Annotated in this window: 23 protein-coding genes and 1 pseudogene; 10 read left to right on the top strand and 14 right to left on the bottom strand. The window is 69.0% G+C overall.

From position 1 onward, the window contains the following. Entirely contained in the window at positions 1 to 1602 is a 1602-nt protein-coding gene (locus tag AB0H84_RS43700) for an ABC transporter permease (protein WP_357618152.1), read from the top strand. Positions 1603 to 1616: 14 nt separating this feature from the next. Further along, the gene (locus tag AB0H84_RS43695) at positions 1617 to 2438 is read left to right on the top strand and encodes a class I SAM-dependent methyltransferase (protein ID WP_357618149.1); all 822 of its coding nucleotides are present in this window, start codon (positions 1617 to 1619) and stop codon (positions 2436 to 2438) included. Here AB0H84_RS43695 and AB0H84_RS43690 read toward each other — a convergent pair. Beyond that, complete coding sequence (locus AB0H84_RS43690; protein ID WP_357618146.1) at positions 2386 to 2757, bottom strand: DUF4158 domain-containing protein; 372 nt, start codon at positions 2755 to 2757, stop codon at positions 2386 to 2388. The genes AB0H84_RS43695 and AB0H84_RS43690 overlap by 53 nt on opposite strands. A 387-nt stretch (positions 2758 to 3144) precedes the next feature. Here AB0H84_RS43690 and AB0H84_RS43685 point away from each other — a divergent pair, with 387 nt between their 5' ends. Next, complete coding sequence (locus tag AB0H84_RS43685; RefSeq protein ID WP_357618143.1) at positions 3145 to 3726, top strand: recombinase family protein; 582 nt, start codon at positions 3145 to 3147, stop codon at positions 3724 to 3726. Positions 3727 to 3885: 159 nt separating this feature from the next. Here the strand turns inward: AB0H84_RS43685 and AB0H84_RS43680 are convergent, their stop codons facing one another. Beyond that, positions 3886 to 4725 carry a TIGR03620 family F420-dependent LLM class oxidoreductase gene (locus AB0H84_RS43680; RefSeq protein WP_357618140.1) on the bottom strand — a complete coding sequence of 280 codons (840 nt, stop codon included), beginning with the start codon at positions 4723 to 4725 and terminating at the stop codon, positions 3886 to 3888. A 91-nt stretch (positions 4726 to 4816) separates the two neighbouring features. On the opposite strand from AB0H84_RS43680, the gene AB0H84_RS43675 reads away from it, so the two are divergent. Then, a complete protein-coding gene (locus AB0H84_RS43675) occupies positions 4817 to 5665 on the top strand; it encodes a LysR family transcriptional regulator (protein WP_357618137.1) in 849 nt (282 codons plus the stop codon). An 85-nt stretch (positions 5666 to 5750) separates the two neighbouring features. Here the strand turns inward: AB0H84_RS43675 and AB0H84_RS43670 are convergent, their stop codons facing one another. The 5 genes and pseudogenes from AB0H84_RS43670 to AB0H84_RS43650 all read right to left on the bottom strand — a co-directional run. Continuing rightward, positions 5751 to 6146 carry a VOC family protein gene (locus AB0H84_RS43670; protein WP_357618134.1) on the bottom strand — a complete coding sequence of 132 codons (396 nt, stop codon included), beginning with the start codon at positions 6144 to 6146 and terminating at the stop codon, positions 5751 to 5753. Between the two features lie 367 nt (positions 6147 to 6513). Continuing rightward, on the bottom strand, positions 6514 to 6969 hold the full coding sequence (locus AB0H84_RS43665) for an SRPBCC family protein (protein WP_357618132.1): 456 nt from the start codon (positions 6967 to 6969) through the stop codon (positions 6514 to 6516). Between the two features lie 137 nt (positions 6970 to 7106). Continuing rightward, positions 7107 to 7988, bottom strand: coding sequence for a helix-turn-helix transcriptional regulator (locus tag AB0H84_RS43660; RefSeq protein ID WP_357618129.1), 882 nt, complete (start codon positions 7986 to 7988; stop codon positions 7107 to 7109). A 5-nt stretch (positions 7989 to 7993) separates the two neighbouring features. Next, complete coding sequence (locus tag AB0H84_RS43655; protein ID WP_357618304.1) at positions 7994 to 8413, bottom strand: FCD domain-containing protein; 420 nt, start codon at positions 8411 to 8413, stop codon at positions 7994 to 7996. Positions 8414 to 8475: 62 nt separating this feature from the next. After that, positions 8476 to 8655: pseudogene (locus AB0H84_RS43650) on the bottom strand (GntR family transcriptional regulator); the annotation flags it as partial. A 243-nt stretch (positions 8656 to 8898) separates the two neighbouring features. On the opposite strand from AB0H84_RS43650, the gene AB0H84_RS43645 reads away from it, so the two are divergent. Then, the gene (locus AB0H84_RS43645) at positions 8899 to 9321 is read left to right on the top strand and encodes a MerR family transcriptional regulator (protein ID WP_357618126.1); all 423 of its coding nucleotides are present in this window, start codon (positions 8899 to 8901) and stop codon (positions 9319 to 9321) included. A gap of 448 nt (positions 9322 to 9769) precedes the next feature. On the opposite strand, the gene AB0H84_RS43640 is transcribed toward AB0H84_RS43645, so the two are convergent. Both AB0H84_RS43640 and AB0H84_RS43635 read right to left on the bottom strand, forming a co-directional pair. Beyond that, positions 9770 to 11440, bottom strand: coding sequence for an MBL fold metallo-hydrolase (locus AB0H84_RS43640; protein WP_357618123.1), 1671 nt, complete (start codon positions 11438 to 11440; stop codon positions 9770 to 9772). Then, positions 11437 to 11754, bottom strand: a complete 318-nt coding sequence (locus AB0H84_RS43635) for a hypothetical protein (RefSeq protein WP_357618120.1) — start codon at positions 11752 to 11754, stop codon at positions 11437 to 11439. Before AB0H84_RS43635 ends, AB0H84_RS43640 begins: the two co-directional genes overlap by 4 nt. A gap of 104 nt (positions 11755 to 11858) precedes the next feature. Here AB0H84_RS43635 and AB0H84_RS43630 point away from each other — a divergent pair, with 104 nt between their 5' ends. The 3 genes from AB0H84_RS43630 (at position 11859) to AB0H84_RS43620 (ending at position 15305) form a co-directional block, all read left to right on the top strand. Further along, the gene (locus AB0H84_RS43630) at positions 11859 to 12497 is read left to right on the top strand and encodes a helix-turn-helix domain-containing protein (RefSeq protein WP_357618118.1); all 639 of its coding nucleotides are present in this window, start codon (positions 11859 to 11861) and stop codon (positions 12495 to 12497) included. Between the two features lie 974 nt (positions 12498 to 13471). Continuing rightward, the gene (locus AB0H84_RS43625; protein WP_357618115.1) at positions 13472 to 14620 is read left to right on the top strand and encodes an aminotransferase class I/II-fold pyridoxal phosphate-dependent enzyme; all 1149 of its coding nucleotides are present in this window, start codon (positions 13472 to 13474) and stop codon (positions 14618 to 14620) included. Positions 14621 to 14651: 31 nt separating this feature from the next. Next, on the top strand, positions 14652 to 15305 hold the full coding sequence (locus AB0H84_RS43620; protein ID WP_357618112.1) for an O-methyltransferase: 654 nt from the start codon (positions 14652 to 14654) through the stop codon (positions 15303 to 15305). Positions 15306 to 15570: 265 nt separating this feature from the next. On the opposite strand, the gene AB0H84_RS43615 is transcribed toward AB0H84_RS43620, so the two are convergent. The 3 genes from AB0H84_RS43615 to AB0H84_RS43605 are packed head-to-tail and all read right to left on the bottom strand — an operon-like array spanning position 15571 to position 17773. Then, positions 15571 to 16533: a hypothetical protein gene (locus AB0H84_RS43615; protein WP_357618109.1), complete on the bottom strand. Its 963-nt coding sequence runs from the start codon at positions 16531 to 16533 to the stop codon at positions 15571 to 15573. Then, a complete protein-coding gene (locus tag AB0H84_RS43610) occupies positions 16530 to 17375 on the bottom strand; it encodes an ABC transporter ATP-binding protein (protein WP_357618106.1) in 846 nt (281 codons plus the stop codon). The genes AB0H84_RS43615 and AB0H84_RS43610 overlap by 4 nt, the downstream gene beginning before the upstream one ends. After that, positions 17372 to 17773 (bottom strand): GntR family transcriptional regulator, encoded by a 402-nt coding sequence (locus AB0H84_RS43605; protein WP_357618103.1) that lies wholly within the window; start codon positions 17771 to 17773, stop codon positions 17372 to 17374. Before AB0H84_RS43605 ends, AB0H84_RS43610 begins: the two co-directional genes overlap by 4 nt. Before the next feature lie 162 nt (positions 17774 to 17935). Here AB0H84_RS43605 and AB0H84_RS43600 point away from each other — a divergent pair, with 162 nt between their 5' ends. Both AB0H84_RS43600 and AB0H84_RS43595 read left to right on the top strand, forming a co-directional pair. Beyond that, complete coding sequence (locus AB0H84_RS43600) at positions 17936 to 19486, top strand: serine hydrolase domain-containing protein (protein WP_357618101.1); 1551 nt, start codon at positions 17936 to 17938, stop codon at positions 19484 to 19486. A 114-nt stretch (positions 19487 to 19600) separates the two neighbouring features. Further along, positions 19601 to 20386, top strand: coding sequence for a MerR family transcriptional regulator (locus tag AB0H84_RS43595; protein WP_357618098.1), 786 nt, complete (start codon positions 19601 to 19603; stop codon positions 20384 to 20386). Between the two features lie 6 nt (positions 20387 to 20392). Here AB0H84_RS43595 and AB0H84_RS43590 read toward each other — a convergent pair whose 3' ends face one another. Together AB0H84_RS43590 and AB0H84_RS43585 are read right to left on the bottom strand one after the other, a co-directional pair. Further along, positions 20393 to 21346 carry a CU044_5270 family protein gene (locus AB0H84_RS43590; RefSeq protein WP_357618095.1) on the bottom strand — a complete coding sequence of 318 codons (954 nt, stop codon included), beginning with the start codon at positions 21344 to 21346 and terminating at the stop codon, positions 20393 to 20395. After that, entirely contained in the window at positions 21339 to 21968 is a 630-nt protein-coding gene (locus tag AB0H84_RS43585; RefSeq protein WP_357618092.1) for an RNA polymerase sigma factor, read from the bottom strand. The genes AB0H84_RS43590 and AB0H84_RS43585 overlap by 8 nt, the downstream gene beginning before the upstream one ends. Between the last annotated feature and the right edge of the window lie 32 nt (positions 21969 to 22000).

The following is a 22000-nucleotide window of genomic DNA, read 5'->3' as shown; positions in this document are numbered from 1 at the left end:
TTGACCGGCACCGGAAAGCTCGTCCGCCTGGTGTTGCGGCGTGACCGGTGGCTGCTGCCCCTTTGGGTGGTCTTCATCTGCCTGGCCCCCGTGGTGTTCGTCGGCGCGTTCACCGGGGCGTACCCTACGGCCGAGGCTCGTCAGGCCTACTACGAGACCAGCGTCCACACCAGGGCCTTCACCGTCGCCTACGGCGTGCTGAACGGCTCCAGCCTCGGCGAGCTTGTGGCCTGGCGGTCGGGGTTCGTCACGTTCATGGTCGGGCTGCTCGCCCTGCTCACGGTCGTCCGGCACACGCGTACGGAAGAAGAGGCCGGGCGGCGCGAGTTGGTCGGGGCGACCGCGGTGGCGCGGCACGCGAACCTGGCCGCCGCCCTGATCGTCACCTGTGTGGCCAGCCTCGTCCTGGGCGTGGCGTCGGCGTTGGCGTTGATCGGCCAGGACCTGCCGGTGGCGGGTTCCCTGGCGCTCGGGCTCGGGTTCGCGACGGCTGGCTGCGTGTTCGCCGCGATCGGCGCCGTGACCGCGCAGCTCACGACGGGCGCGGGCGGCGCACGCGCCATCGGGATCACCGTGCTCGGCGCCGCGCTCATCCTGCGCGGCATCGGGGACATCGCGGGACAGACCGGTGACGGGCCGGCCTGGGTGTCGTGGCTGACGCCGCTCGCCTGGGCGGAGGCGCTGCGGCCCTACAGCGGCGAACGTTGGTGGGTTCTCGCGCCCGCAGCCATCGTCGTCATCGCGCTCAGTGCGCTGGCCGCGGTGCTGTCGGCGCGGCGCGACCTCGGCAGCGGCATGTTCCAGGCCCGGCTGGGGCCGGCCGCCGCGGGACCGCGCCTGCGCAGCCCGCTGGCGCTGGCCTGGCGGCTGCACCGCGGCCCGCTGATCAGCAGGGTCGTGGGGCTCACGCTGGTCGGGTTGATGATCGGCGCGATGTCGGCGAGCCTCGGCGCGCTGATGGACAACAGCGGTGCCGCGGCGCGAGAGGTGCTCGCCCGGCTCGGCGGTCCGGGCACGCTCGTCGACCAGTTCCTCGTGCCCATGATGACCATGCTCGGCCTGGTCAGCGCCTGCTTCGCGATCCAGTCCGCGCTGTTGGTCAGGAACGAAGAGCGCGACGGCCGGGCCGAGCCCCTGCTGGCCACGCCGGTCAACCGGCTGCGCTGGGCGGGCAGCCACTTCGCCTTCGCGCTGCTCGGTCCTGCGCTCGGGGTGGTGGCCTTCGGGGCGGCCGCCGGCCTGGCGCACGGGCTCAACACCGGCGACGTCGCCCGTGAGCTGCCCCGTCTCCTGACCGCCGCACTCGTGCAGCTCCCGGTGGTGTGGGTGTTCACCGGGATCGCGTTCGCGCTGTTCGGGCTGCTGCCCCGGCTGGTCGCCGGCACGTTCGCCGTGGCCATGGTGAGCATGCTGTTCGGCTGGGTCGGCGGGGAACTGCAGCTCGACCAATGGGTCATCGACCTGTCGGTCTTCGAGCACGTACCGAAACTTCCCGGCGGGGACATGGCGGCCGCGCCTCTGATCATCATGACCGTCGCCGCGGCAGCCTTCGTCGCGGTCGGCCTGGCCGGCTTCAGACGTCGCGACATACCCACACCCTGAACCTGGAGGCCATCATGGGAATCACCCTTCCCACCTTGAGAAGCCCGCTGCAGGAAACCCTGTGGGTGACGCTGTGCGGCCGGGCGCTCGACAGCCGCCTGCCGCGCCCCATACTCGGCGACCGCATGGCCTACGAGATCATCCACAAGACCGGCTACGACCACCGCAAACTCCGCTGGAGCGCGGCTTCGGCCATCGACGTCGCCCAGCGCGCCAAGAAACTGGACGAGATCGCGCAGCAGTTCATCGCGCGCCATCCCAACGCGATCGGTATCGACCTGGGAGCCGGCCTGGACACCCGGGCCTTGCGCATCGACCCTCCATCCACAGCGGACTGGTACGACGTCGACTTCCCCGAAGTCGTGGATGCCCGGCACCGGGTCATCCCCGAGCGGCCGCACGTGCACGCCATCGGCGCGGACCTGACCGAGCCCGATTGGCTGGAGGCCCTACCCGCCGACCGCCCCGCCGTGGTGGTCGCCGACGGCGTGCTGCCCTTCCTCTCCCAGGAAGAGATGATCACCCTGCTGGACCGTCTCACCAGCCACTTTCCCAGCGGGGAGATAGCGTTCAACGTCTACACACGATTCACCGTCTGGGCCGCGAAACACTACTCCGGCAGCCGGTTCCTAGTCCCCCTCTTCAAGTCCCCCGGCTTCGACCGCCTCGACCCCGTACGGTGGAACCCGCGGCTGACCCTGATCCGGCACATCCTGCTCACCCGGGAGCCCGAGGTCGACCAGTTCCCGACGGCCCTGCGCCTGTGGACCCGACTGTCGGCGCTCAGCACGACCTTCTCCAGGCTGGGCACCACGGTCGCGCACTACCGTTTCTGACGATTCCGGCCGGCGACTCACGCCGGGTCGGGCAGGTCCATTGCCGCCAGCCGGCCGGGTCGACCAGGGCCGCGATCCCGCGATCCGTCAGCTCCGGAGGCCGCACGTGCTCCACCACCACGACTGGCACCTCGCGAGCCTTGGCGAAGCGGCCCAGCCGCTGAAAGCACTTGAGCGCGAGCGTCAACGCCAACAGGTGTTCATCGGTGTCGGTCTTCTCCCGCGCCCACGCCATCTCCTCCTGTGAAGGAGAGAAGAACATGTACAACTCACGCGTCATCATCAACCGCGGGAGCACCCGATAGGCGGTCCGCTCCACCGCACACGCCTCCCGACCGGCCCGCTCAACAAACGAGACACACCGTAGCGAGACGAACACGCACACAACAGACGAAGAAGATCACAGCTTCATCAAACCCACCCGCCCAACCCTTCAAGACCATCTCAATGTGGGTTTGGGCTTTTGTGGGCTGACCCCCTTCTTTCGCCTGGGTTTCTCCTGGGCAAGCTCGGCGACGAACGTGCACGAACACGATGAGACGGCCCGCCCAATCAGCCACATTCACCGCACCGAAACGATCACGAACCGCAAGCTTGATCCTCATTCCGCTACCTGGCGGCTGGGGACATGTTCGGGAGCGGAGGGCCGTATAGGTGTTCCGCGTACTGTTCCGATGAAGGGGCCCTATCCGGAACGCTTCAGAGCGTGAACGGGGCCCGAGTCGGGTACGCGCGTTGCAGCACCGACGAACAGTACGTCGTGATCCAGACCGAGCAGTTCCTGGCCCTCGGCGTGCCCGCCGACCGCATCTACATCGGCCGCGGCTTCTCCGGGACCACCCGCCGTAACCGCGCAGGCCTCGACCAGGCCCTGGCCGCCGTCTGGGACGGCACCGTGTTCACAGTGACGAAGTTCGACCGCTTCGCCCGCAACATGGCTGAAGCCAACGACATCCTGACCGACCTGTCCGGCCGGGGCGTGCTGTTCGGCCTGGGCGCCTCCGTCTACGACTGGAACGACCCGTTCGGCCGGCTCTTCCTGCAGACCCTCGCCATGGTCGCCGAATTCGAAGCGAATATCGGGCACCAGCGCCCGCGAGGGCATGGCCCAGGCCAGAGGAACGGCAAGCTCAAAGGCAAGCAGCCCAAGCTGCCCGAACCGGCGCGGCGTTCCATCCGCCGCCGCTACGCCGAAGGAGAGGTGTCCCTGGCCGACCTGGCCCTCGAGTACAGCGTCGGACGCTCCACCATCCACCGCATCATCCACGGACCAGAAGCTTGCAGGTAGGGCGACCACACGCGGAAGACGGACGTCACAGTCGAGCAAGATCGTTCTCATCGATAACGACTGTTCCCCGGTTCCTCAACCCCGGGATCGCAGCCACCTTGGTGGTCGACACCGCCGTCGCGACCGCGGCCGAATGCGTCGCCCTGATCCTCCGGCACATCACCCGGCCTCGACGGCATGCACCGCTTCGGCGACCGTGCGGAGCGTCGCGATCGGGTCGTCGCCGAGGGGGTAGACGCCGACGTGGTCCGCACCGGCGTCCCGGTGGGCCAGCAGCCGCGTCGCGACGGTGGCCGGGTCGCCGTAGGCGACGAGCCCGTCGATGAGGCGGTCGCTACCGGCGTGGGAAAGATCGTCTTCGGTGAAGCCGAGCCGGCGGAGGTTGTTCGCGTAGTTGGTGACGTTCAGCGCGGTTCCGGGCGGCGCGGACCGGGCGACCACGCGGGCCCGCCCGGTGTCGGGCTCGGCGAGGGCGAAGTGCCCGGGCAGCAGCAGTTTGCCCTCCCCGAGGATAGAGCGCGCCCGCCGGGTGTGCTCGGGCGGCACCATGCACGGAATGGCCCCGGCGGTGCGGTCACCGGCCAGGCGCAGCATCTTCGGCCCGAGTGCGGCCACCACCGTGCGGTCGGCCGGAACGTCCGCACGGGCGAGCTGGTCCAAATAGGACACCAGTGTGTGGTACGGCGAGGCGTAGTCGGTGTGGACTTCGCGGTGCCCGATCCCGACGCCGAGCAGGAACCGGCCGGGGTGCTTGTCCTCGATACGGTGATAAGAGGCGGCGACGGTTTGCGCGTCGGCGGTCCAGACGTTCACCACGCTCGTTCCGACGATCAGCCGGGTGGTCGCGTCGAGCAGCTGCTCCGCGAGGGTGAGGTCGGCCGGGGGCGAGGCGTCCAGCCAGAGCGTGCCGTAGCCGGCGCGCTCGACTTCCGCCGCGGCTTCCTGGTTCACTTCGTGCTCGCGCAGATGCGCACCGAGCAGGCCGAGATCGATGCTCATGCCTCGACTCCAGCACGACGGCCCACGGGCGAACCAGGACCAGGGCTGACGCGCAGCGATAACCTGACGGCATCGTCGCAGGGGAGGGCCGGTGGAACTACGGGCGTTGCGGTACTTCGTCACGGTCGCCGACGAGCTGCACTTCGGCCGGGCCGCCGACCGGCTGCACATCGCGCAGCCGGCGGTCAGCAGGCAGATCGCGCGGCTGGAGCGCGAGCTGGGCGTCCGGCTGTTCGACCGCTCACCGCGGCGGGTCCGGCTCACCGCGGCCGGGCACCGGGTGCTCGACGCGGCGCGGGCGGCACTCACGGCCGCCGACCGGGTCCGGGTCGTTGCGCGTGAACAGGCGGGGGTCATGCGCATCGGGATGGGCACCGGGCAATTCACCGCCCGCTTGGAACGGGGGATCGACGCGTTGCGGGAACAGGCCCCGGCGTTCGACGTCGTGCTCGTCGACCTGCCGCCGACCGCGCGCCTGAACGCCTTGCGGCAGGGGGACATCGACCTGGCCCTGGCGCGGGGGGTGCGTTCGGCGCCCGGAATGCGGGTGTTGCCGGCGTGGACGGAGTCCCTGTTCGCGGTGGTGTCCGCGCGGCATCCCGGCGCCGGTGGTGAGGTCGTCGGCGTGGCCGAGCTGGCCGCCGGTCCTTTTCGGACTTCCCAGGACCACGACCCGGCGGTGGTCACTGCGCTGCGGGAGGCCGGGGTGCAGGTGCGGCCGGGCCGCCGCGCGGGGACCGTCCAGGACACGATCGTCGAGATCGGCTCCGATCCGCGCAGCTGGACGGTGCTGCCCGCCGATCAGGTGGCCGAGATCCGGTCCACCCGGGTGCGCGCGATTCCGCTGGTGCCGCGTACGACGATCACGGGCAGTGTCGCCGTCCCGGACGATCTCCCGCTCACCTGCGTGGCGGCCCACCGGTCGGCCTTCGGCGACTGATGCCGTGCGCCACCTGGTCGCCCCCACCGACCGTCTGGCCCGAGGGAGGCAACACCGCCGGAAAGACCTTGTTTGCCGAGGAGTATCACCGAGGGCGATGGGCCCGGATATCCACAGGGCGTCCATCGGGATCGCGAGCCGTCATCGTCCATTGCGTGGGCAGTGTCTCGATCTCTCCGACCGGCCGCCCGGCATCCAGAATCCGTTCGCGAAGCTCACACAGTTGTGCGTAGGTGCCCACGCGCAGTCCCCAACCCGCCCGGTTCAGAGGATCGAGACCGAGGGCGGGGACGGTGGCGGTTTCGACGATCATCAGATGGTCGGCCCCGCCGACATCGAGGACTGCGATCCGAGGATCAGCAGAGGTAGCAGCGCGCTCGAACGCGAGCGTTGCTCCGAGCAACTCCGTGTAGTACGCCACGAGCCGGTCGAGTTCGGTCGTGGACAGTGTCAGATGGTTGATTCCGAGCAGATTGGTCATGATCAACCGACCGTAGCTCAGCCAGATCACGATCTTGCATTCGGGATCGAAGACACCCGCTTAGTGGGCGTTTTGGCCCCAAACTTGGGCATATAGCAGTGTTTGTTCCGCAGTTTGATCACCGGATCGGTGCACGCTTCAACCCGTTTCGGTACTGCACGGGCGATTCAGGCCAGCGCATCACGCCCGTCTGGCCCTGAAAGATCCTGTCTCATCCCGAAGGGCGACGCGCTCGACAACGCCCTGATGGAATCGCAGATCGGCCTCTACAAGACCGAGCTGATCAAGCCCCGAGGCCCCTCGCAGAGGCTCGTGGGCTGGCGTGGTTGGCTCGGCCTCGTTGGCTGCTCGTCGATCTTGGTGTCGGTCAGGTGGGTGGCTCGTGCGGCAGCGTCGCCGCGTGGGCGGCGAGGCCGTCGGCCATCTGCTGCATGACGCGTTGCATGACGCGCTTCATCAGCCAACCCAGCCCCCAGCGGGCGTTGTAGGTGCCGTGCCAGTGGATTGCCGTGCCGCCGTCGGATGTGGGTGTGAGGTCGATGACCGCCCGGTAGTTGCGGATGGTCGGGTTGAACGCGTCCTCGTAGGTCAGCTGCTTCTCCTCGACGAGTCCGGTCAGCCGTTCGCCGGTCACCGTCCGCCCGGTACGGAACGCGCGGACCGCGCCAACGGGGTCGTGGCCGTCGGGATCGAGGCCGCTGGACCGTTCGACGACCAGGCTGTCCACGGCCGACCAGATGGGCCAGGTGCGTGCATCGACGAGCAGGCGCCACACGACGGCTGGAGGTGCGGTCGAGATCGCGGTCGCGTCGTAGCTCAACATGTCGTGAGTTCTTTCGTTCCTCGCCGCGCCCCTCGGAACTGCCCGATGGGGGCTCGGCGGTCATTTCGGAAGACGTCACTCCGAAAACTAGGCGACCCGTGCGGTGCGGGAACATGCGCCGGATTGGCGAGGTTCGATCAGATCTTGCGGTACACGGACGGACGGACGCCGACATGCCCCAGGAAGGCCGTCGACAGCGCGCCAGGACTGGCGAAACCGCAGCGCTCGGCGATTTGCCCGATCGTGAGGTCGCTGTCGGTCAGTAGTCCGCGTGCCCGTTCGATCCGGAGCCTGGTGAGGTACCGGTAGGGCGTCTCGCCGGTCGCCGCACGGAAGACGCGGACGAAGTGGTACACGCTGAGGTGGGCTTCGGCGGCGATGTCGGCCAGTGTCAACGGCTCGGCCAGCCGGTCGTGCATCACGGCGATGCCGATGCGGACGGCCGCGTGTTCGGGGCCCGGCAGGCGCTCGTGTCGGCCCTTGGTCAACAGATGGGTCGTGAGGAACTCCGCGGCGGACTCCGCGTAGACGTCGTCCGCGCCACCGGCCGCGGGTAGTGCCCGGACGAGATGTTCGACCACGGAATCGCCTGCGGCCGCCACCTCTGCCGACAGCGTTTCGAAGTCCGGTGCTGAACCGCCGAGCCGGGCCGCTGCACGAGCCACGGTCGCCGAGGGGATGTGGATTTGGATGGTGCGCATCGCCGACGCCGTCCGATAGTCGCGCACGGTCTCCCGGCCGGGGACCATGAGTTCCAGAGCGCCCGGAACTCGGCGTCCGCGCACCGGTTTCCCGTCGGAGCGCGTCCGCATGGCCACATCCCCGGCCACGTAGAGCACCAGATGCAGGTCGGACACACCGGGCAGTTGAACGTGGTCGGCCTCGGGAGCGTGGTCGAAGCACTGCACGAGCAGCGACCGCCAGCCCGCGTCGTCCCAACTACAGAAAGTGCGCCGCACCAGCCCCGACGTGTCCAACTCCGCGTACGGGGCGAGATCGAAATCGGGCGAGTCGAACACTGGTATCAGGCTTCCTTCCGGGGGGCCTGGCGGTGAATGCTTCTGGTCAGCCCTGCCGCGGTCAGGGTCAGATGCTGGGCCAGCGCGTCGGCCGCGGCATCGGCGTCGCGGGCCAGTGCCGCCTCCTCCAATCGACGATGCTCGGAAATGCCGTCCCGGCTGGGATTGCGGTGCGTCGACCAACGGCGAGCCAGCTCGCTCGCGGTCCACAACCGGTCGAACGTCTCCAGCAGGACGGGGTTGCAGCAGCCCTCCAGCAGCGTGCGGTGAAAGAGCCGGTGAGCTTCGGACCAGGCGTCGCTGAGGTACTCCCCCTCCGGCCCGAACGGCGGGGTGCGGGCCAGCCGGTGGTGGGCAGCTCGCACGCAGGCCTCCCAGTCGAGGTCGCCACGCTCGATGGACATGCGCAGCACAACCGGTTCGATGGTAGGCGGGCCTCCCCGATCTCCTGCCAGCGGCGGTCGGAATACGAGGGGACGACGAACCCGCGGTTGGGCAGCCGGTCGGCCATGCCCTCGCCGACCAGCCGCACGAGCGCCTCGCGCACCACGGCCAGACTCACGTCCTGCTTCTTGGCGAGGTCCTGCGGCTTGAGTGCCTCGCCGGGGGCGAAGTCCCGACGCATGATCGCGTCCCGCAGGTGGGCGTAGACCTGCTCGGAGAGCATCTGCTTCCTCGACGAGGTGCGAACCATGTCGCTCATCATAGACGATCAGACGAGTAATCGATTATTTCTCGTATCGTCGATAGTCGCACAGCCGAAGGACTCACACCATGAGCGCCAACAACTCGTTCGCCTGCTTACCAGGGCCAGACCGCGCCGCGCAGACCAACCCACAACCCCTCGTGATCCGAACCACGAGCAAGCCGCCCTAGAGCCGACTCTAGATCAAGCCCTAACCTTGACCTCATGTCGGAAACGAACCCGGGCCTGAGCATTGGGCAGGTAGCCGAACGCACTGGCCTGAGCGTCCACGCGTTGCGCTTCTACGAGCGCGAGGGCATCCTGGCCGCCCCCGTACGGCGGGGCCCGGGCGGCCGGCGCGTCTACAGCGACAGGGACGTGGAGTGGCTCCACCTCTGCGTCAACCTGCGCGCCTCCGGCATGCCGCTACCCGCCATCCGCCAGTACGCCGACCTCGTAAGGCGGGGCGCGGGCAACGAAGAGCACCTGCTGAACCTCCTGAGGCAACACCGGGACCAGGTCGTCGCGCAGATCGAGCAGCTCAACGAGTCGCTCGGCATGGTCGCCCACAAGATCAGTGCGTACACCGAGCAACTGGCCGAAGGCGTCACAGGCCCGATCACGTGCACCGCTCCGCAGAGCCGCTGACGGAATCCCGCGGGCACCATGCTGGATAGACATCCCGTGCTGTGGTAGGCGAATGGCCGGCAGTCCCACGAGCGCGACCGCCACGCCCGCCGCGCGCTGGAACAACGTCTTCTCGGCCACCAGGCTGTCCACTCTGGTCAGCGCGGAGTGGCGGTTCCGGTCGGAGTGAAGCCGAGCACGCTCACCCTGGAGATCTCCTACGACGACGGCCGCACCTGGCTGCCCACGCTGGTGCACCGGTCGGCCATGGGCGGCTGGTCCGCGCACCCCTGCGTCCGGCAGGGGTGCGCGGGAGTTCGCCTCGCTGCGCGTCAAGGCCGTCGACACTGCCGGTACGCCTGCACCGAGACTGTCGTGCGGGCGTACCAGATCAAGGGACATGACCGCAGTCAACCCGGCGGCGGATCACCGGCCGCGGTGCGAACTCCATGCGTCAGCTTGAAAGGGTTCAGTCGGCTGGTGCCAGTTCGAGGTTGGCGAGTGCGGCGTAGTGCATGAACTTGAAGGGGTTGAGCACCTGGTTCTGTGCGACAAGCGAGTCCAGCAGGCTCTTTCGCCGGCTGACGAGTTCGGGAGCGTCGGGATGGGCGAGCAGTCCCAGATCGACGACGTGGAGCGCAAGTGCCTGCTGGCCACGTCGGTCCAGTTCGAGAGCTGTGGCGCTGAAGGCGGTGGCGCTCTTGCCGCCCAGCAGGTCCAGCGCGGCGGCGAGTTCATCGGATGAGAAGCGCTCGATGCCCTCGCCCCGGTGGTGCCAGTAACCGGTCCGCTGGCGATACACGCGTTGAATGAGGCTGTCACGGGTGACGAGATAGGGCATGACCGCGGCAGGCTGGTGTTTCAGGACGTCGGGTAGGTGGTTGAGCCGCAGGATTTCGACGAGTGTCAGCCCGTTCGCGATTTCGGCCGTGATGACCTGTTCCAGGTCGCGTAAGGCCGCCAACAGCCCGGGGAAGGCCTCGATCGTGAAATTTTCGGTCAGCGAGGGGTGTCCGTGGATGAGCAGCCGTGGTCGTAGGTCTATGACGATCTGCATCGCTTCGAACAGGCCTTGAGCGGAGCCTTCCGCGAGGGTCGGCGAGCCCAGGTAAGGCATGCTCATGTCGCCGGTGAAGACGACGTCCAGGCTCGGGACATGGATGACCAGCCCGTCGTCGGTCTCTCCTCCTGGGATCGGGATGAGGGAGAAGTCCACGCCACCGATCGTCAGCTGCTGCCGTTCGTCCACCAGCTGGTCGGGTTTGACATGGGCGACGCGATGGCTGTGCCCGCCCGGAAGGTAGTATCCGATCGGCGGCGGGCCGGAGTTCTGATGCGCGAGTTCGTGCGGGAAGTTCGCCTGCGCGATCACCGTGGCGCCGTCTGCTGTAAGGGCCTCGAGTCCTCCGACGTGGTCCCAGTGGGCGTGTGTGAGTATCACGTGGGTGACAGGCAGTTCGGTGATGGTGCGAAGTTCGCGAAGGGCCGCGGCCGCGTGCTCAGGTGTACTCGCGGCGTCGATGGCGACCACCCCCTGGTCCGTGACGACAAAGCTGACGTCGGCGAAGTCGTAGCCCTGCGCTACGAATACGCCCGGCGCGCGTTCGACCAGGCGCCGGGGTGCGAAGCGGAATCCGTCGCGGGGATTCGCCCAGTAGTCGGTGATCAGGTGGCCGGCTCGGCTGCGCGCTTGCGCAGCCGCATCAGCGCGGCCGAGTTGGACGTACGCTCGCGACAGCGCCGCGTGGACCGGCCGCATGAAGCCCGGTGGAAACTGGTCCTTGACCATGAGGACGAACTCCAGGTCCGCGACCACTGTCTCCGCGCGGCCTGCGCACTCGGCCAGGCCGGCCAGTGAGATCCCGCGGTAGTAGTGGGGCAGGCCCAGGTCCAGTGACGTGGCGGCGTCGAGCTTGGCGATGGCCGCCTCCGCCTGGCCTTCCAGGCGGGATTGGAAGGCGCCGGCGATGGCCAGCAGGAGTGCGTCGTCCTGTGCCTGGTCCGACAGGGCCGAGAAGAAGCCAAACCCCTCCTGGTCGAGCCCGGCGGTCATGAACTGGCTCGCCAGCACGATTTTGGTGCGCCGATCGGCGTCTGGCCAGGTCGCGACCTGGGCGAGCGCTCTGATCTCCATGTTCATCTCTGTTCTCCGTCCAAAGATCGCACTGTGTTCGGCGCGGCGGTGGTGCCCGGTGGGAGTGGGGAGCCGGGTCGTCGGCGGATGGGGGCGAGGGCGAGGGCGGCGAGAGCCACCGAGGCGAGCATGAGCCAGCGGGTGTCGGCGTATACGCCGATCACGGTTGACCTGGTCGGGGTGCCGAGGACAGCGACGAATGCGGCGACACCCAGGGTCGAACCGATCTGGCGAAACATGGTTTGCGCGCCGATCCCGGTGGACAGCTTCGCCGGTGCCAGCGTGGCGGTGGCGGATGCCTGAGCACCGATGTCAGCCATGACGCATTTCTAAAGCAGGTAGACAAGAAAATCAAGCTACTACCTGATTATCTAAAGCTAAATGGTAAGCTGGCCGCATGCGCTCCTACGGTCAGTACTGCTCCGTGGCCAAGGCCCTCGATGTCGTCGGCGATCGCTGGACGCTGCTGATCGTGCGCGAGCTCCTGGCCCGCGGGCCTTCCCGCTACACCGACGTGCGTTCCGGCCTGCCGGGAATCGCCACCAACCTGCTCGCCGACCGGCTGCGCGAGATGGAGGCCGCCGGCCTCGTGGACCGCGAGGACGCCCCGCCCCCGGTCGCCACCACGTTGTTCCGGCTCACCGATCGCGGCGCCGCTCTGGGAGCGGTGCTCTTCGAGCTCGGCCGCTGGGGCGTGCCACTGATGGTCGACTATCAGCCCGACGACGCCTTCCGTGGCCAATGGCTGCGCCTGCCCGTCCGGATGTTTCTCGCAGACCACGAACCCGACCAGGCCCCCTCTTCGATCCAGGTCTGCGCCGAGGATCAGACCGTGGTGATCGACGTCGGCGCCGGCCAGGTCTCACTTCGCCTGGGCGCCGACCCGGACGCCGATGCGACCATCAGCGGCCCGCCACCGCGCATCCTGGCCCTCTTCAGCGGCAACCTCTCCCTTGCCGACGCAGAAGGACAAGGCGTGCAGGTCACCGGATCCCGAAAGGTCGTCCAGCGCGTCCTGCCCCGCGCCGAGGCGCCGATCGACCGGCAGACAACGCCGAGATAGCGGACCTGCCAGTCGATCCCCCTCCCACCCCCGCCGTATGACCGCTCCCTGGGTTTCTCCCGGTGAAGCCCAGGGCCAGGAGAAATCCAGGGTGCGTAAGCGTTGCGCCGCATCGTCCGGATGACCTCAGCGTCCCGATCCCGCATAGCCCACCCGGCCGGCGACCACATCCGGTTCGTGTGCGGTCGCGACGACGCCCTCACCCGGGTCAAGCGGGTGAGCCGGTACGCTTCCACACCCTGCACCGCACCACCGCAGCCCTGACCTTCTTGCGGACCGCGGCCGAAGACCCGCTGGGCAAATGCATCGACGAGGCTCTGCACCGGGCCGGTGGCTACCTGGAGCGCGCGCAGAAACGCCGACGGAGGCTTCGGGCATCAGACAGGCGATGCCAGCGGCGGAGCAAGCGCGCCGCCGTCGTCTCCTTCACCCAATGGGCGGTCCGCCATGACCTCCTGAACGCTGACCCGATGGAGCGGGTCGACACCGTCAAGGTGCCCAGGACGCTGCCCCAGGTCCGCCTCGGCGGCAGACGTCGCCAAGGTCCTGCTGGACCTGCTCCTGGACGACGAGATCAACGCCTTTTGGGGCTCGCGACACGTTTCTTACTGGCACCCCTGACTACGGCGGCCAGATCGGCGCCGCCGACCTGCACGCCCATCCCGCCGCCCAGTTTCTGATCGGCGGCGGGTTCGTCCTGCGCGACGCTGACGGCACCGAGCACGCCATGACCGCCGCGCTCATCCCACGAACACGCCCCATGCGATCGTGCACGGCACAGCCGATGGCCTGCCGGCCCTCATTGACCCCAGCGCGACGGCCGTCATCTCGTTCGACTGGGAGCATCGAGGGCGCCGACGCTTGGCGGATTTACGACATTGTCTGGCTTTATCTCGGAAGCGGGACGACTTCTGCGGCCCCGATCATCGAGGGGTGACACGAGACCAGGTTTTTGGATCACCCCGGCGGCCTCGATGACCGGCGCCCTCCCCATTCCTCCTGTTGCCGAACTGAGGAAGCGCCAGAGCGCGAAGTGGCGAACGTTCCCCGACGACGTCCTGCCCCTTCCGGTCGCAGAGATGGACTTCCCGCTGGCCGAACCGGTCGCCAAGGCTCTGCGCGAGGCGGTCGACCGGTCCGACACCGGCTACGCGGCACCAACCCGCGACCTTGCCGACGCGGTCAGCCGCTATGCCCGGCGCGAATGGGACTGGAAGATCGATCCCGATGACGTGCGGACCGTCACCGATGTCGGCATGGGCATCGTCGAAATTTTGCGTCGCGTCGTCAGCCCCGGCGACCGTGTGGCGATCAGCCCGCCGGTGTACGAGCCGTTCTCCTGGTGGATCCGCGAGGTAGGAGCGCATGTCGTTGAGGCGCCGCTGGCCGAAGGACCGCAGGGATGGCAGCTCGACCTGGAGGCCCTGGAACGCGCGTTCGCTGACCATGTCACGGCATACGTGCTGTGCAATCCGCACAATCCCGTCGGCCTCGTGCACCGGCGTGAGGACCTGGTCGCACTCGCTGGACTGGCCGACAAGTACGGCGTGTACGTGCTCTCCGATGAGATCCACGCCCCGCTCGTCCTCCCCGGGGCCGAGTTCGTCCCGTTCCTGTCGGTGTCTGACGAGGCGAGGCGTTGGGGATTCTCGTTCCTGTCGGCCAGCAAGGGCTGGAACCTGGCCGGACTCAAAGCGGCCACCGTCATCACCGCCGACCCGGCGCCCAAACGGTACGTCGACCGCCTGTCGCCGCATTCGCTCTACCGCACCGGACACCTCGGAGTGATCGCCACGGTAGCCGCGTTCAACCTCGGTGACCCATGGCTCGCCGAGGTCCTTTCCGCGCTCGACCACAACAGGAAACTGCTGGAGGAACTGCTGGCGAAGCTGCTCCCCGACGCCCGCTACAGACAACCGCAGGCAGGCTTTCTGGCCTGGATCGACTTCCGCGCCCTGGGCTGGGGCGACGACCCCACCGACCACATCCTCTCCGCCGCCAAGGTCGCCCTGAACGCCGGACACCGCTACGGCCCCACCGGGATCGGCCACGCCAGGCTGAACTTCGGCTGCTCGGCAGAGACGCTCACCGAAGCCATCACGCGCATCGCCGCGCTCTCCTGAGAGAGCTTCCAGTTTGGAAAGGGACCTCACCATGTTGCAGACCTGGACAGCCGTCGACGACTACTTCAACGGCCTGCAGATCGAGCAGGACTCCGCTCTGCTCGCGGCCGGCGAGGGCAGCGAGGCAGCTGGGTTGCCGCCGCACCAGGTCGCCCCCAACCAGGGCAAGCTGCTGCACCTGCTCGCCCGGATCCAGGGTGCCCGTTCGATCCTGGAGATCGGCACCCTGGGTGGCTACAGCACCATCTGGCTCGCCAGGGCACTTCCGGAGGGCGGGCGCCTGGTCACCCTGGAGGCTGACGAGCACCACGCCGCGGTCGCCGCCGCCAACGTGGCGCGTGCCGGACTCGACCACGTCGTCGGCCTCCGCGTCGGCAAGGCCCTGGACACCCTGCCGTCGCTCGCGGGGCCGTTCGACCTGGTCTTCATCGACGCCGACAAACCATCCAACCCCGACTACCTGGACTGGGCACTGAAACTCACCCAGCCCGGCAGTGTCATCGTCGGCGACAACGTCGTCCGCGACGGTGCCGTCACCGACCCGGCCAGCACCGACCCGCGCGTCCAGGGCGTTCGCCGGTTCACCGAACTCATCGCCGAGCACCCCAGGCTGACCGCCACCACCATCCAGACGGTCGGTGCCAAGGGCTACGACGGCTTCACTCTCGCCCTTGTCACGGCGTAGCGGAGAGCCGGACATGGCTCGAGTCGCCGAAACGTCGTACTGCCCCTCGAGGGATGCGCCGGCGGGTTGAGGTCCCCTGGTCCAGGGGAGGCGGGGACGTGCTGTTCCTGAGCTACCTCACCGCGTGCCCTCCGGCGGATGTGGCGCCGCGCAGCCCGTCCAGGGTGTCCTGGGCTGCGGTCGAGGAACCGGCGATAGCAGTAGCGTGGGCGCCGCGTTGACGCCAGATTTCGTGCCACATCTCTCCGACCCCCGAATCGGCCTGTCAGCCGGGACGGCGGAGGGTGCGGCGCACGGCCAGGCCGCCGAGGGCCGCCGACGCGAGCGCCAGGATCCCGGCCTCGGTCCACTGGAAGCGCCAGAACCTGGACGGCGCATGGTAGTACACCGCGTACCGGTAGCCCTTGCCGAACAGGCACGCCTGCCACGCATCGGTGTTCTTGCTGCTCTGCCCCACGTCCACCCGGCGCGGGCAGCCGCTGACCGACGGCTCGGCGACCTCCCTCCCGGACGGCTCCACCCAGGCGGCGCCCACCAGCCGGGCGTCGGGATCGTCCAGCTGCACGGTGCCGGACAGCTCGGTACGCGCCGGCTCGGCGTAGTAGTCGCTCAGCTGGAACAGGGTGAACATCGTCACCGTCACACCGGCCACGACCAGCGCCATCGCGGGCAGCGTACGCCGGAACAGGGTGCCGGCCGCGGTGCCCAGCGCGAACGCGTACAGCCACCACGCCGCCGGCTCAACCCCGACCATGTTGAACACGCCGATATTGCCGAACGTGGAGTCGACCCCCGCCCTGAACACCGGCCGCCACAAGCTCACCATGAGCGACAGCAGCAGCCCGCCCGCCACCACCGCCGCGCCCAGGACCGACAGCTTGACCGCCAGCCACCGCCACACGGGCACGGCCTGAGTCCAGGCCAGGCGGTGGGTGCCGCGCTCGTACTCGCGGCCCAGCAGCGGCGCGCCCCAGAACGCCCCGATCAGTGCCGGCGCCACCAGCGGCATCCAGCCGAACACCGAGTACACCGCGTCGTAGCGCTGCCCGAGCGCCACCGCCAGCTCTCCGCACGCCACGGCGGGCCCCGGGCAGCCCGGCGGGGCGTGCTCGGCGACGTACCAGCTCGCCTCCACCGCCGAACCCAGCAGCAGAGCCCCGAGCAGCGCCAGGAGACCCGCCGTCACGAGGATCTGCGCCCGGTGCTGGCGCCACGTCACCCAGATCACGCGCCCACCGCCGTCAGTCCCGGGAGCGCCGCCGACCCGGGGCTGCGCAGGTAGCCCATGACGAGCTCCTCCAGCCCGGGGCGCCGCGCCTGCCAGCGCGGATCGAGCGGGGCCGCGCCTTTGACCAGCATGCTGACCTGCCTGCCGGTACGGCTCGCGCCCACCACCTGCGTCCCCGCCGCCGACGCCTCCTCCGGCCCGGTGAGGACGAGATGCCCGTCGAGCAGCTCGTCGATGTCACCGCTGACCTGCAGCCGGCCCCCGTTCAGCACGACGAGCCAGTCGCAGGTCTCCTCCAGGTCGGAGACGACGTGCGAGGACAGCAGCACGGTCAGCTCCCGCCCGGCCACCTCCGCCATGATCGCGCGCATCACGTCGTGGCGCGCGAGGGGGTCGAGGTTGGCCAGCGGTTCGTCCAGCACGAGCAGGTCGGGCCGGCAGGCCAGCGCCAGCGTGACCGCCACCTGCGCCTGCTGGCCGCCCGACAGCCCGCTCACCTTCCGCTCCAGCGGGATGCCCAGCCCGGCGAGCCGGTCGGCGGCGGCGTCGTCGTCCCAGCGCCGGTTCATGCGGCGGCCGAAGGTGAGCATCTCGGCGACGGTGAAGTTGTCGTACAGCGGCTTGTTCTGCGCCACGAACGCCGCGTCGCCGGCCACGCGGACGCTTCCCAGCTGCGGCCGCATCAGGCCCACGGCCGCGTGCATGAACGTGGTCTTGCCCGCGCCGTTGGGGCCGACGAGCGCCGCCACGCGCCCCGTGGGCACGGAGAGCGAACAGTCGCGCAAGACCCATGTGCGGCGATATCGGACCCCCAGCCCGGTCGCCTCCAGCGCGGGACTCATGCCACGCCCTCCTTCGAGGCGTCGGCCAGCACCACGGTGAACAGCGCCCGCAGGTCCTCCCGATCGAGCCCGGCCGCGAGGGCGTCGCGCACCCACACCTCCAGGCCGCGCCGCAGCCGCGTGTGCTCGGCGAGCGTCGCACCCGCGATCCCCTGCCGGACGAACGTCCCCATCCCCGGCCGCCCCTCGACCAGCCCTTCGCGCTCCAGCTCCCGGTACGCCTTGAGCACGGTGTTGGGGTTGATGGCCAGGCTCTCGACCACCTCGCGGGCGGTCGGCAACTGGTCGCCGGGCCGCAGCGTACCGAGCCTGAGCGCCTGTTTGACCTGGTGAACGAGCTGCAGGTACGTCGAGACGCCCGAGCTGCGGTCCAGGTTGAACTCGATCAACCAAAGCACCCTTTCACTAATCGATTAGTGAAAGGGTGCTGGATCGGGCTGTCCGCTGTCAACCCATGGTCCTTTCCGCCAGGGGTTGAGGTTGACCTTGGGTCAGGGTGGAAGCTCCTCGCAACGGCACGACGCCGACCGGACATAAAAGATTTGAAGGAGCAGACCACCATGCCCATCACCCTCTCCGACCAGGACAAGAGCACCCTGCGGACCGCCGCGTACGGCGCCGTGTCGCTGATGGCCGCCGCCGGTGCCGCCGGCAAGCCCCGCCAGATCGCCGCCGACGGCAGCATCGCCCTGGGCTCGGCCACCGGCCTGGTCGGGCACGTGCTCGCCGAGTACCCCAAGGGCAAGGACCTGGGCGGCAAGTCCGTGGCCGAGATCGCCGACCGCGTGCTGCCGGCCCTGACCGCGGCTATGAACCTGCTGCAGAAGGAGGATCCGGCCGAGGCCGACAACTTCCGCAGCACCGTCCTCGTCGCCGTCGAGACCGCCCGGATGCACCAGGACCGGCCGAGCCCCACCACGGCCGAGATGGCCCGCAAGATCACCGCCGCCCTGGACACCACGGAGAGGGCGGCCGTGCCGGCGGCGGCTGCCGGGCAGGATCGCCCGGAGCTGCGCAAGGCGCTCGAGGAGATCGTCGACTCCGGTTTCGTCGGGGTGTCGCTCCGCGTGAACGACGAGCGGGGCGAGTGGGTCGGCAGCGCCGGGGCGGCCGAGCTGGGCGGGGCCGCGAAGCCGCCGACGAACGGGCATGTCCGGATCGGCAGCAACACCAAGACCTTCACCGCGACCCTGGTGCTGCACCTGGTGGCCGAGGGCAGGATCGGGCTGGACGCTCCGGCGGCGGACTACCTGCCCGGGTTCGGGCTGGACGAGCGGATCACGGTGCGGATGCTGTTGCAGCACACCAGCGGGGTGTTCAACTTCACCGGCGAGGTCTACGCGGACGGGACGATCGTGCCGGGGATCCCCATCCCCTACGGCACCACGGGCAAGGAGTGGATGGACAACCGGTTCAGGACCTACCGGCCGCAGGAGCTGGTGGAGCTGGCGCTGTCCAAGCCGGCGAGGTTCGAGCCGGGGACGGGCTGGAGCTACTCCAACACCAACTACGTGCTGGCCAGGCTGCTGATCGAGAAGGTCACCGGCCGCTCGTACGCCGAGGAGATGCAGCGGCTGATCCTGGGGCCGCTCGGGCTGTCGGGCACCGTGGTGCCGGACGCCTCGCCGGAGATCCCCGAGCCGCACGCCCACGCCTCCTACCGGTACGAGGAGGACGGCGAGCAGAAGACGATCGACATCACCCGCCAGAACCCCTCCTGGATCTCCACCGGCGGCGACATGATCTCGACCACCCAGGACCTCCACACGTTCGTCTCCGCGCTGCTGGGCGGCCGGCTCCTGCCGGCCCCGCTGCTGGCCGAGATGTGCACCCCGCACCCGACGGGCATCCCGAACATGGACTACGGCCTGGGAGTGTTCGTGGTGAGAACGGAAGACGGCGGCACCCTCATCTCCCACAACGGCGCCGCCGTGGGCCACGCGGCGCTGATGTACAGCACCCCCGACGGCAGCAAGACCCTGATCGCCGCGCTGAACTGCGTGGACGACGCCGGCCTGTCCATCGCCACAGCGTTCCAGAACGCCCAGCGAAGGCTGGTCAACCAGGTGTTCCGCGGTGGGCAGGCCGATCCGGCCCAGCCGGCGGACTGAGCACCTGTGACCGACCGCTTCCGCTCGTACATCAGGTAGAACGTGACCGGTCCAAATGCCCGGCCGTGGAGTGCGGATTCACGGCCGGGCTCGAGCATGAGGCAGGCTGAGCAGATGAGGAACGGAGTCACGATCGGGCAGGCGGCGGCATTCGTCGGCGTCACGGTGAAGACGGTGCGGCATTACCACAAGCTCGGCCTGGTCGAGGAGCCGGAACGCGACAGCTCCGGCTACCGGCGGTACGGATCCGCCGAGCTGCTCCGGCTGGTGCAGGCCCGGACGCTGGCCGCCGCCGGGGTGCCGCTGGCCGAGATCGGGCCCCTGCTCGACGCCGATGCCGAGCTCTTCGCCGCCGCGCTCGCCGACGTCGAACGGCAGCTCACCGAACGGATCGAGGAGTTGATCGCCCGCCGTGACACGCTGCACCGGATCGCCGACGGCAATCGGGCCCTGCTGCCCGACCGCGCCGTGGCGCTGCTGGAGCGGATGCTCGGCCTCGGATTCTCCGCGGACGAGGTGGCGGCCACCAGGGAGGGCTGGGTGCTGGCCAAGGCCCTGGTCTCAGAGGGCTTCGACGACTACCTCACCCATGTGGAGCACGCCCTCGAGGACCACCGGTTCGTCGCCTTGATCAAGCGCGGCGCCGAAGCCGCCGCCTGGGAACCGGACGACCCGCGCATCGCCGAGCTCGCCACCGCCATGGCCGACCACTTCCTCGCCAACCCCGCACATCTGAAGATCGTGACCGGCCTGCAAGCCCGTACGGAGGCCGCGACCCGCTACGAGCTGATCGCCCTCCACGGCGAAGAGCAGGACTCGGCCGCGGCCCGGGGGGTCGCGCTCATCGAGAACAAGCTCCGCTCCGCCGGCGTCCACATCCCCAGACCGGGCTCCGCCTGACCTCGCCTAGGGAACCTCGCCGGGCCTGTCCACGATGCCGGCCGCCAGCCACACATCAGCGAAGACCGCACCCTTCCGGAACGCCACCTCCCCGTCGATCACCTCATCGCGCAGCCAGATCGACTGGTCGGCCATGGCCCGATAGGTGCGAGGATCGAGGATGAGGTAGCGCCGTTGGCCTTCTTCCCCGGCAGTGGACCGGAACAGGCCGAGCCCCGTCCGTCCGGTCGCGTCCTTGACGTTCTGTTCGATCTGCACCCCTGGGATCTTCGCCAGCGCGCGGAAGATGGCCGCCTCGAGCTTGGGCGGCATGACCGCCTGCTGCGTCAGGTACAGAGAGAGAATGCGGTAGGCGCGCGAGTCCGCGTCCTCGACCCGCTTGGACTCCTCCTTGGGATAGTCGATCCAGTGCCGGTCGCCGGCGACGTGGGCGAGCAGCTTGTCGGGATCGCTGGGGAGCTTGAGCAGTTTCTCCCGGTATTGCTGGGGCGACAGGTCGTCATCGTCCGGATCGGGTGGAACATCAGCCACGTGGAAGTTCCCCTCCGGATCCCGTCCGGCGCTCTGCTTGCCGTCATAGCGCAGCCAGCTCTCGTACGTCTCGGTCCGACCGTCCGCAGGCTGGACATTGAGGGTCTTGGTGTACTGCCACTGATCAGGCCGGGGCTCCGGCACGGGGGCCCGCTTCTCAACGGTCCTGGCCGCCTGCTCCAGCACGGTCTCCGAGTTCAGCAGGATCGTCTCCACGGCGGGCATGGATCGTACCTCCGGCGGCCGCCGGAGCGCCGGGACCGCCACCAGTACGAGCGCGACCACCGCCACGGCGGCGACCAGCAGCGATGGCATGATCACGAGCTTCCGTCCGCGCCGTGTCACCCGGCGGCGGAGCCTACGCAGCCGCTCGGGCTCGGGTAGCGGCGCGTCTGCCCGCATGTCGGCGAGGATCTCCAGGTCATCCACGGTCTGCCTCCTGCTCGTCCAGAACGATGGCGGACGGATCAACGCCGCCCAGCGCCGCGCGCGTCTTCTTCCTGGCCCGATGCAGCCGCGAGCGAACCGTGCCGATGGGTATGCCAAGGGCGAGGGCCACTTCCTCATAGCTGAGATCCGCCCAAGCGATCAACAACAGGACCTCGCGGTCCTCCGCCGACAACTCCGCGAGCGCCCCCGCGAGATCGCGCTGCGCCGCTGACGCCGACACCCGCGCCTCGACCCGATCGGCGTAGCTCTCCGCCACCTCATCGACGCCGGTCCTCGCCAGGGCCAGGTAGAACCGCTGTTCTTTGCGGAAGTGCTTGCCGATCAGGTTGGCCGCGATGCCGTACAGCCAAGGACGGGCGTCGAGGTGACTGACGTCGTAACGGGCGCGGCGCCTGAAGGCGGTCAAGAACGTCTCCGCCACGACGTCGTCGGCCAGCGAGGCACCCAGCCGCCGCGTCACATAGCGGTGCAAGGCGGGTGCGTGCCGGTCGAACAAGGCCGCGAAAGCGGCGGGATCGCGCCCAGAGCGCTGGATCAGCTCGGCGTCCTCCAGGCTCCTGTCAACTGTCAAGCCTGTGCTCCGTTTCTTCGGTGCTGTCACCCTCTTTCACCCGAAGCCCCGGTCCGGGTTCT

Source organism: Nonomuraea sp. NPDC050786, assembly GCF_040654115.1.
Taxonomy (GTDB): domain Bacteria; phylum Actinomycetota; class Actinomycetes; order Streptosporangiales; family Streptosporangiaceae; genus Nonomuraea.
Note: the sequence above shows the minus strand (reverse complement) of the source record. Positions and strands in the feature narration are given on the sequence as shown.

Bases quoted from the DNA above. Each gene is read 5' to 3' on its own strand.
- AB0H84_RS43680 (WP_357618140.1), bottom strand. From the start codon at position 4,725: ATGAGCATCGATCTCGGCCTGCTCGGTGCGCATCTGCGCGAGCACGAA.
- AB0H84_RS43625 (WP_357618115.1), top strand. From the start codon at position 13,472: ATGACCGGCGCCCTCCCCATTCCTCCTGTTGCCGAACTGAGGAAGCGC.
- AB0H84_RS43635 (WP_357618120.1), bottom strand. From the start codon at position 11,754: ATGGCTGACATCGGTGCTCAGGCATCCGCCACCGCCACGCTGGCACCG.
- AB0H84_RS43600 (WP_357618101.1), top strand. From the start codon at position 17,936: ATGCCCATCACCCTCTCCGACCAGGACAAGAGCACCCTGCGGACCGCC.
- AB0H84_RS43640 (WP_357618123.1), bottom strand. From the start codon at position 11,440: ATGAACATGGAGATCAGAGCGCTCGCCCAGGTCGCGACCTGGCCAGAC.
- AB0H84_RS43620 (WP_357618112.1), top strand. From the start codon at position 14,652: ATGTTGCAGACCTGGACAGCCGTCGACGACTACTTCAACGGCCTGCAG.
- AB0H84_RS43665 (WP_357618132.1), bottom strand. From the start codon at position 6,969: ATGTTGAGCTACGACGCGACCGCGATCTCGACCGCACCTCCAGCCGTC.
- AB0H84_RS43610 (WP_357618106.1), bottom strand. From the start codon at position 17,375: ATGAGTCCCGCGCTGGAGGCGACCGGGCTGGGGGTCCGATATCGCCGC.
- AB0H84_RS43695 (WP_357618149.1), top strand. From the start codon at position 1,617: ATGGGAATCACCCTTCCCACCTTGAGAAGCCCGCTGCAGGAAACCCTG.
- AB0H84_RS43595 (WP_357618098.1), top strand. From the start codon at position 19,601: ATGAGGAACGGAGTCACGATCGGGCAGGCGGCGGCATTCGTCGGCGTC.
- AB0H84_RS43645 (WP_357618126.1), top strand. From the start codon at position 8,899: ATGTCGGAAACGAACCCGGGCCTGAGCATTGGGCAGGTAGCCGAACGC.
- AB0H84_RS43670 (WP_357618134.1), bottom strand. From the start codon at position 6,146: ATGACCAATCTGCTCGGAATCAACCATCTGACACTGTCCACGACCGAA.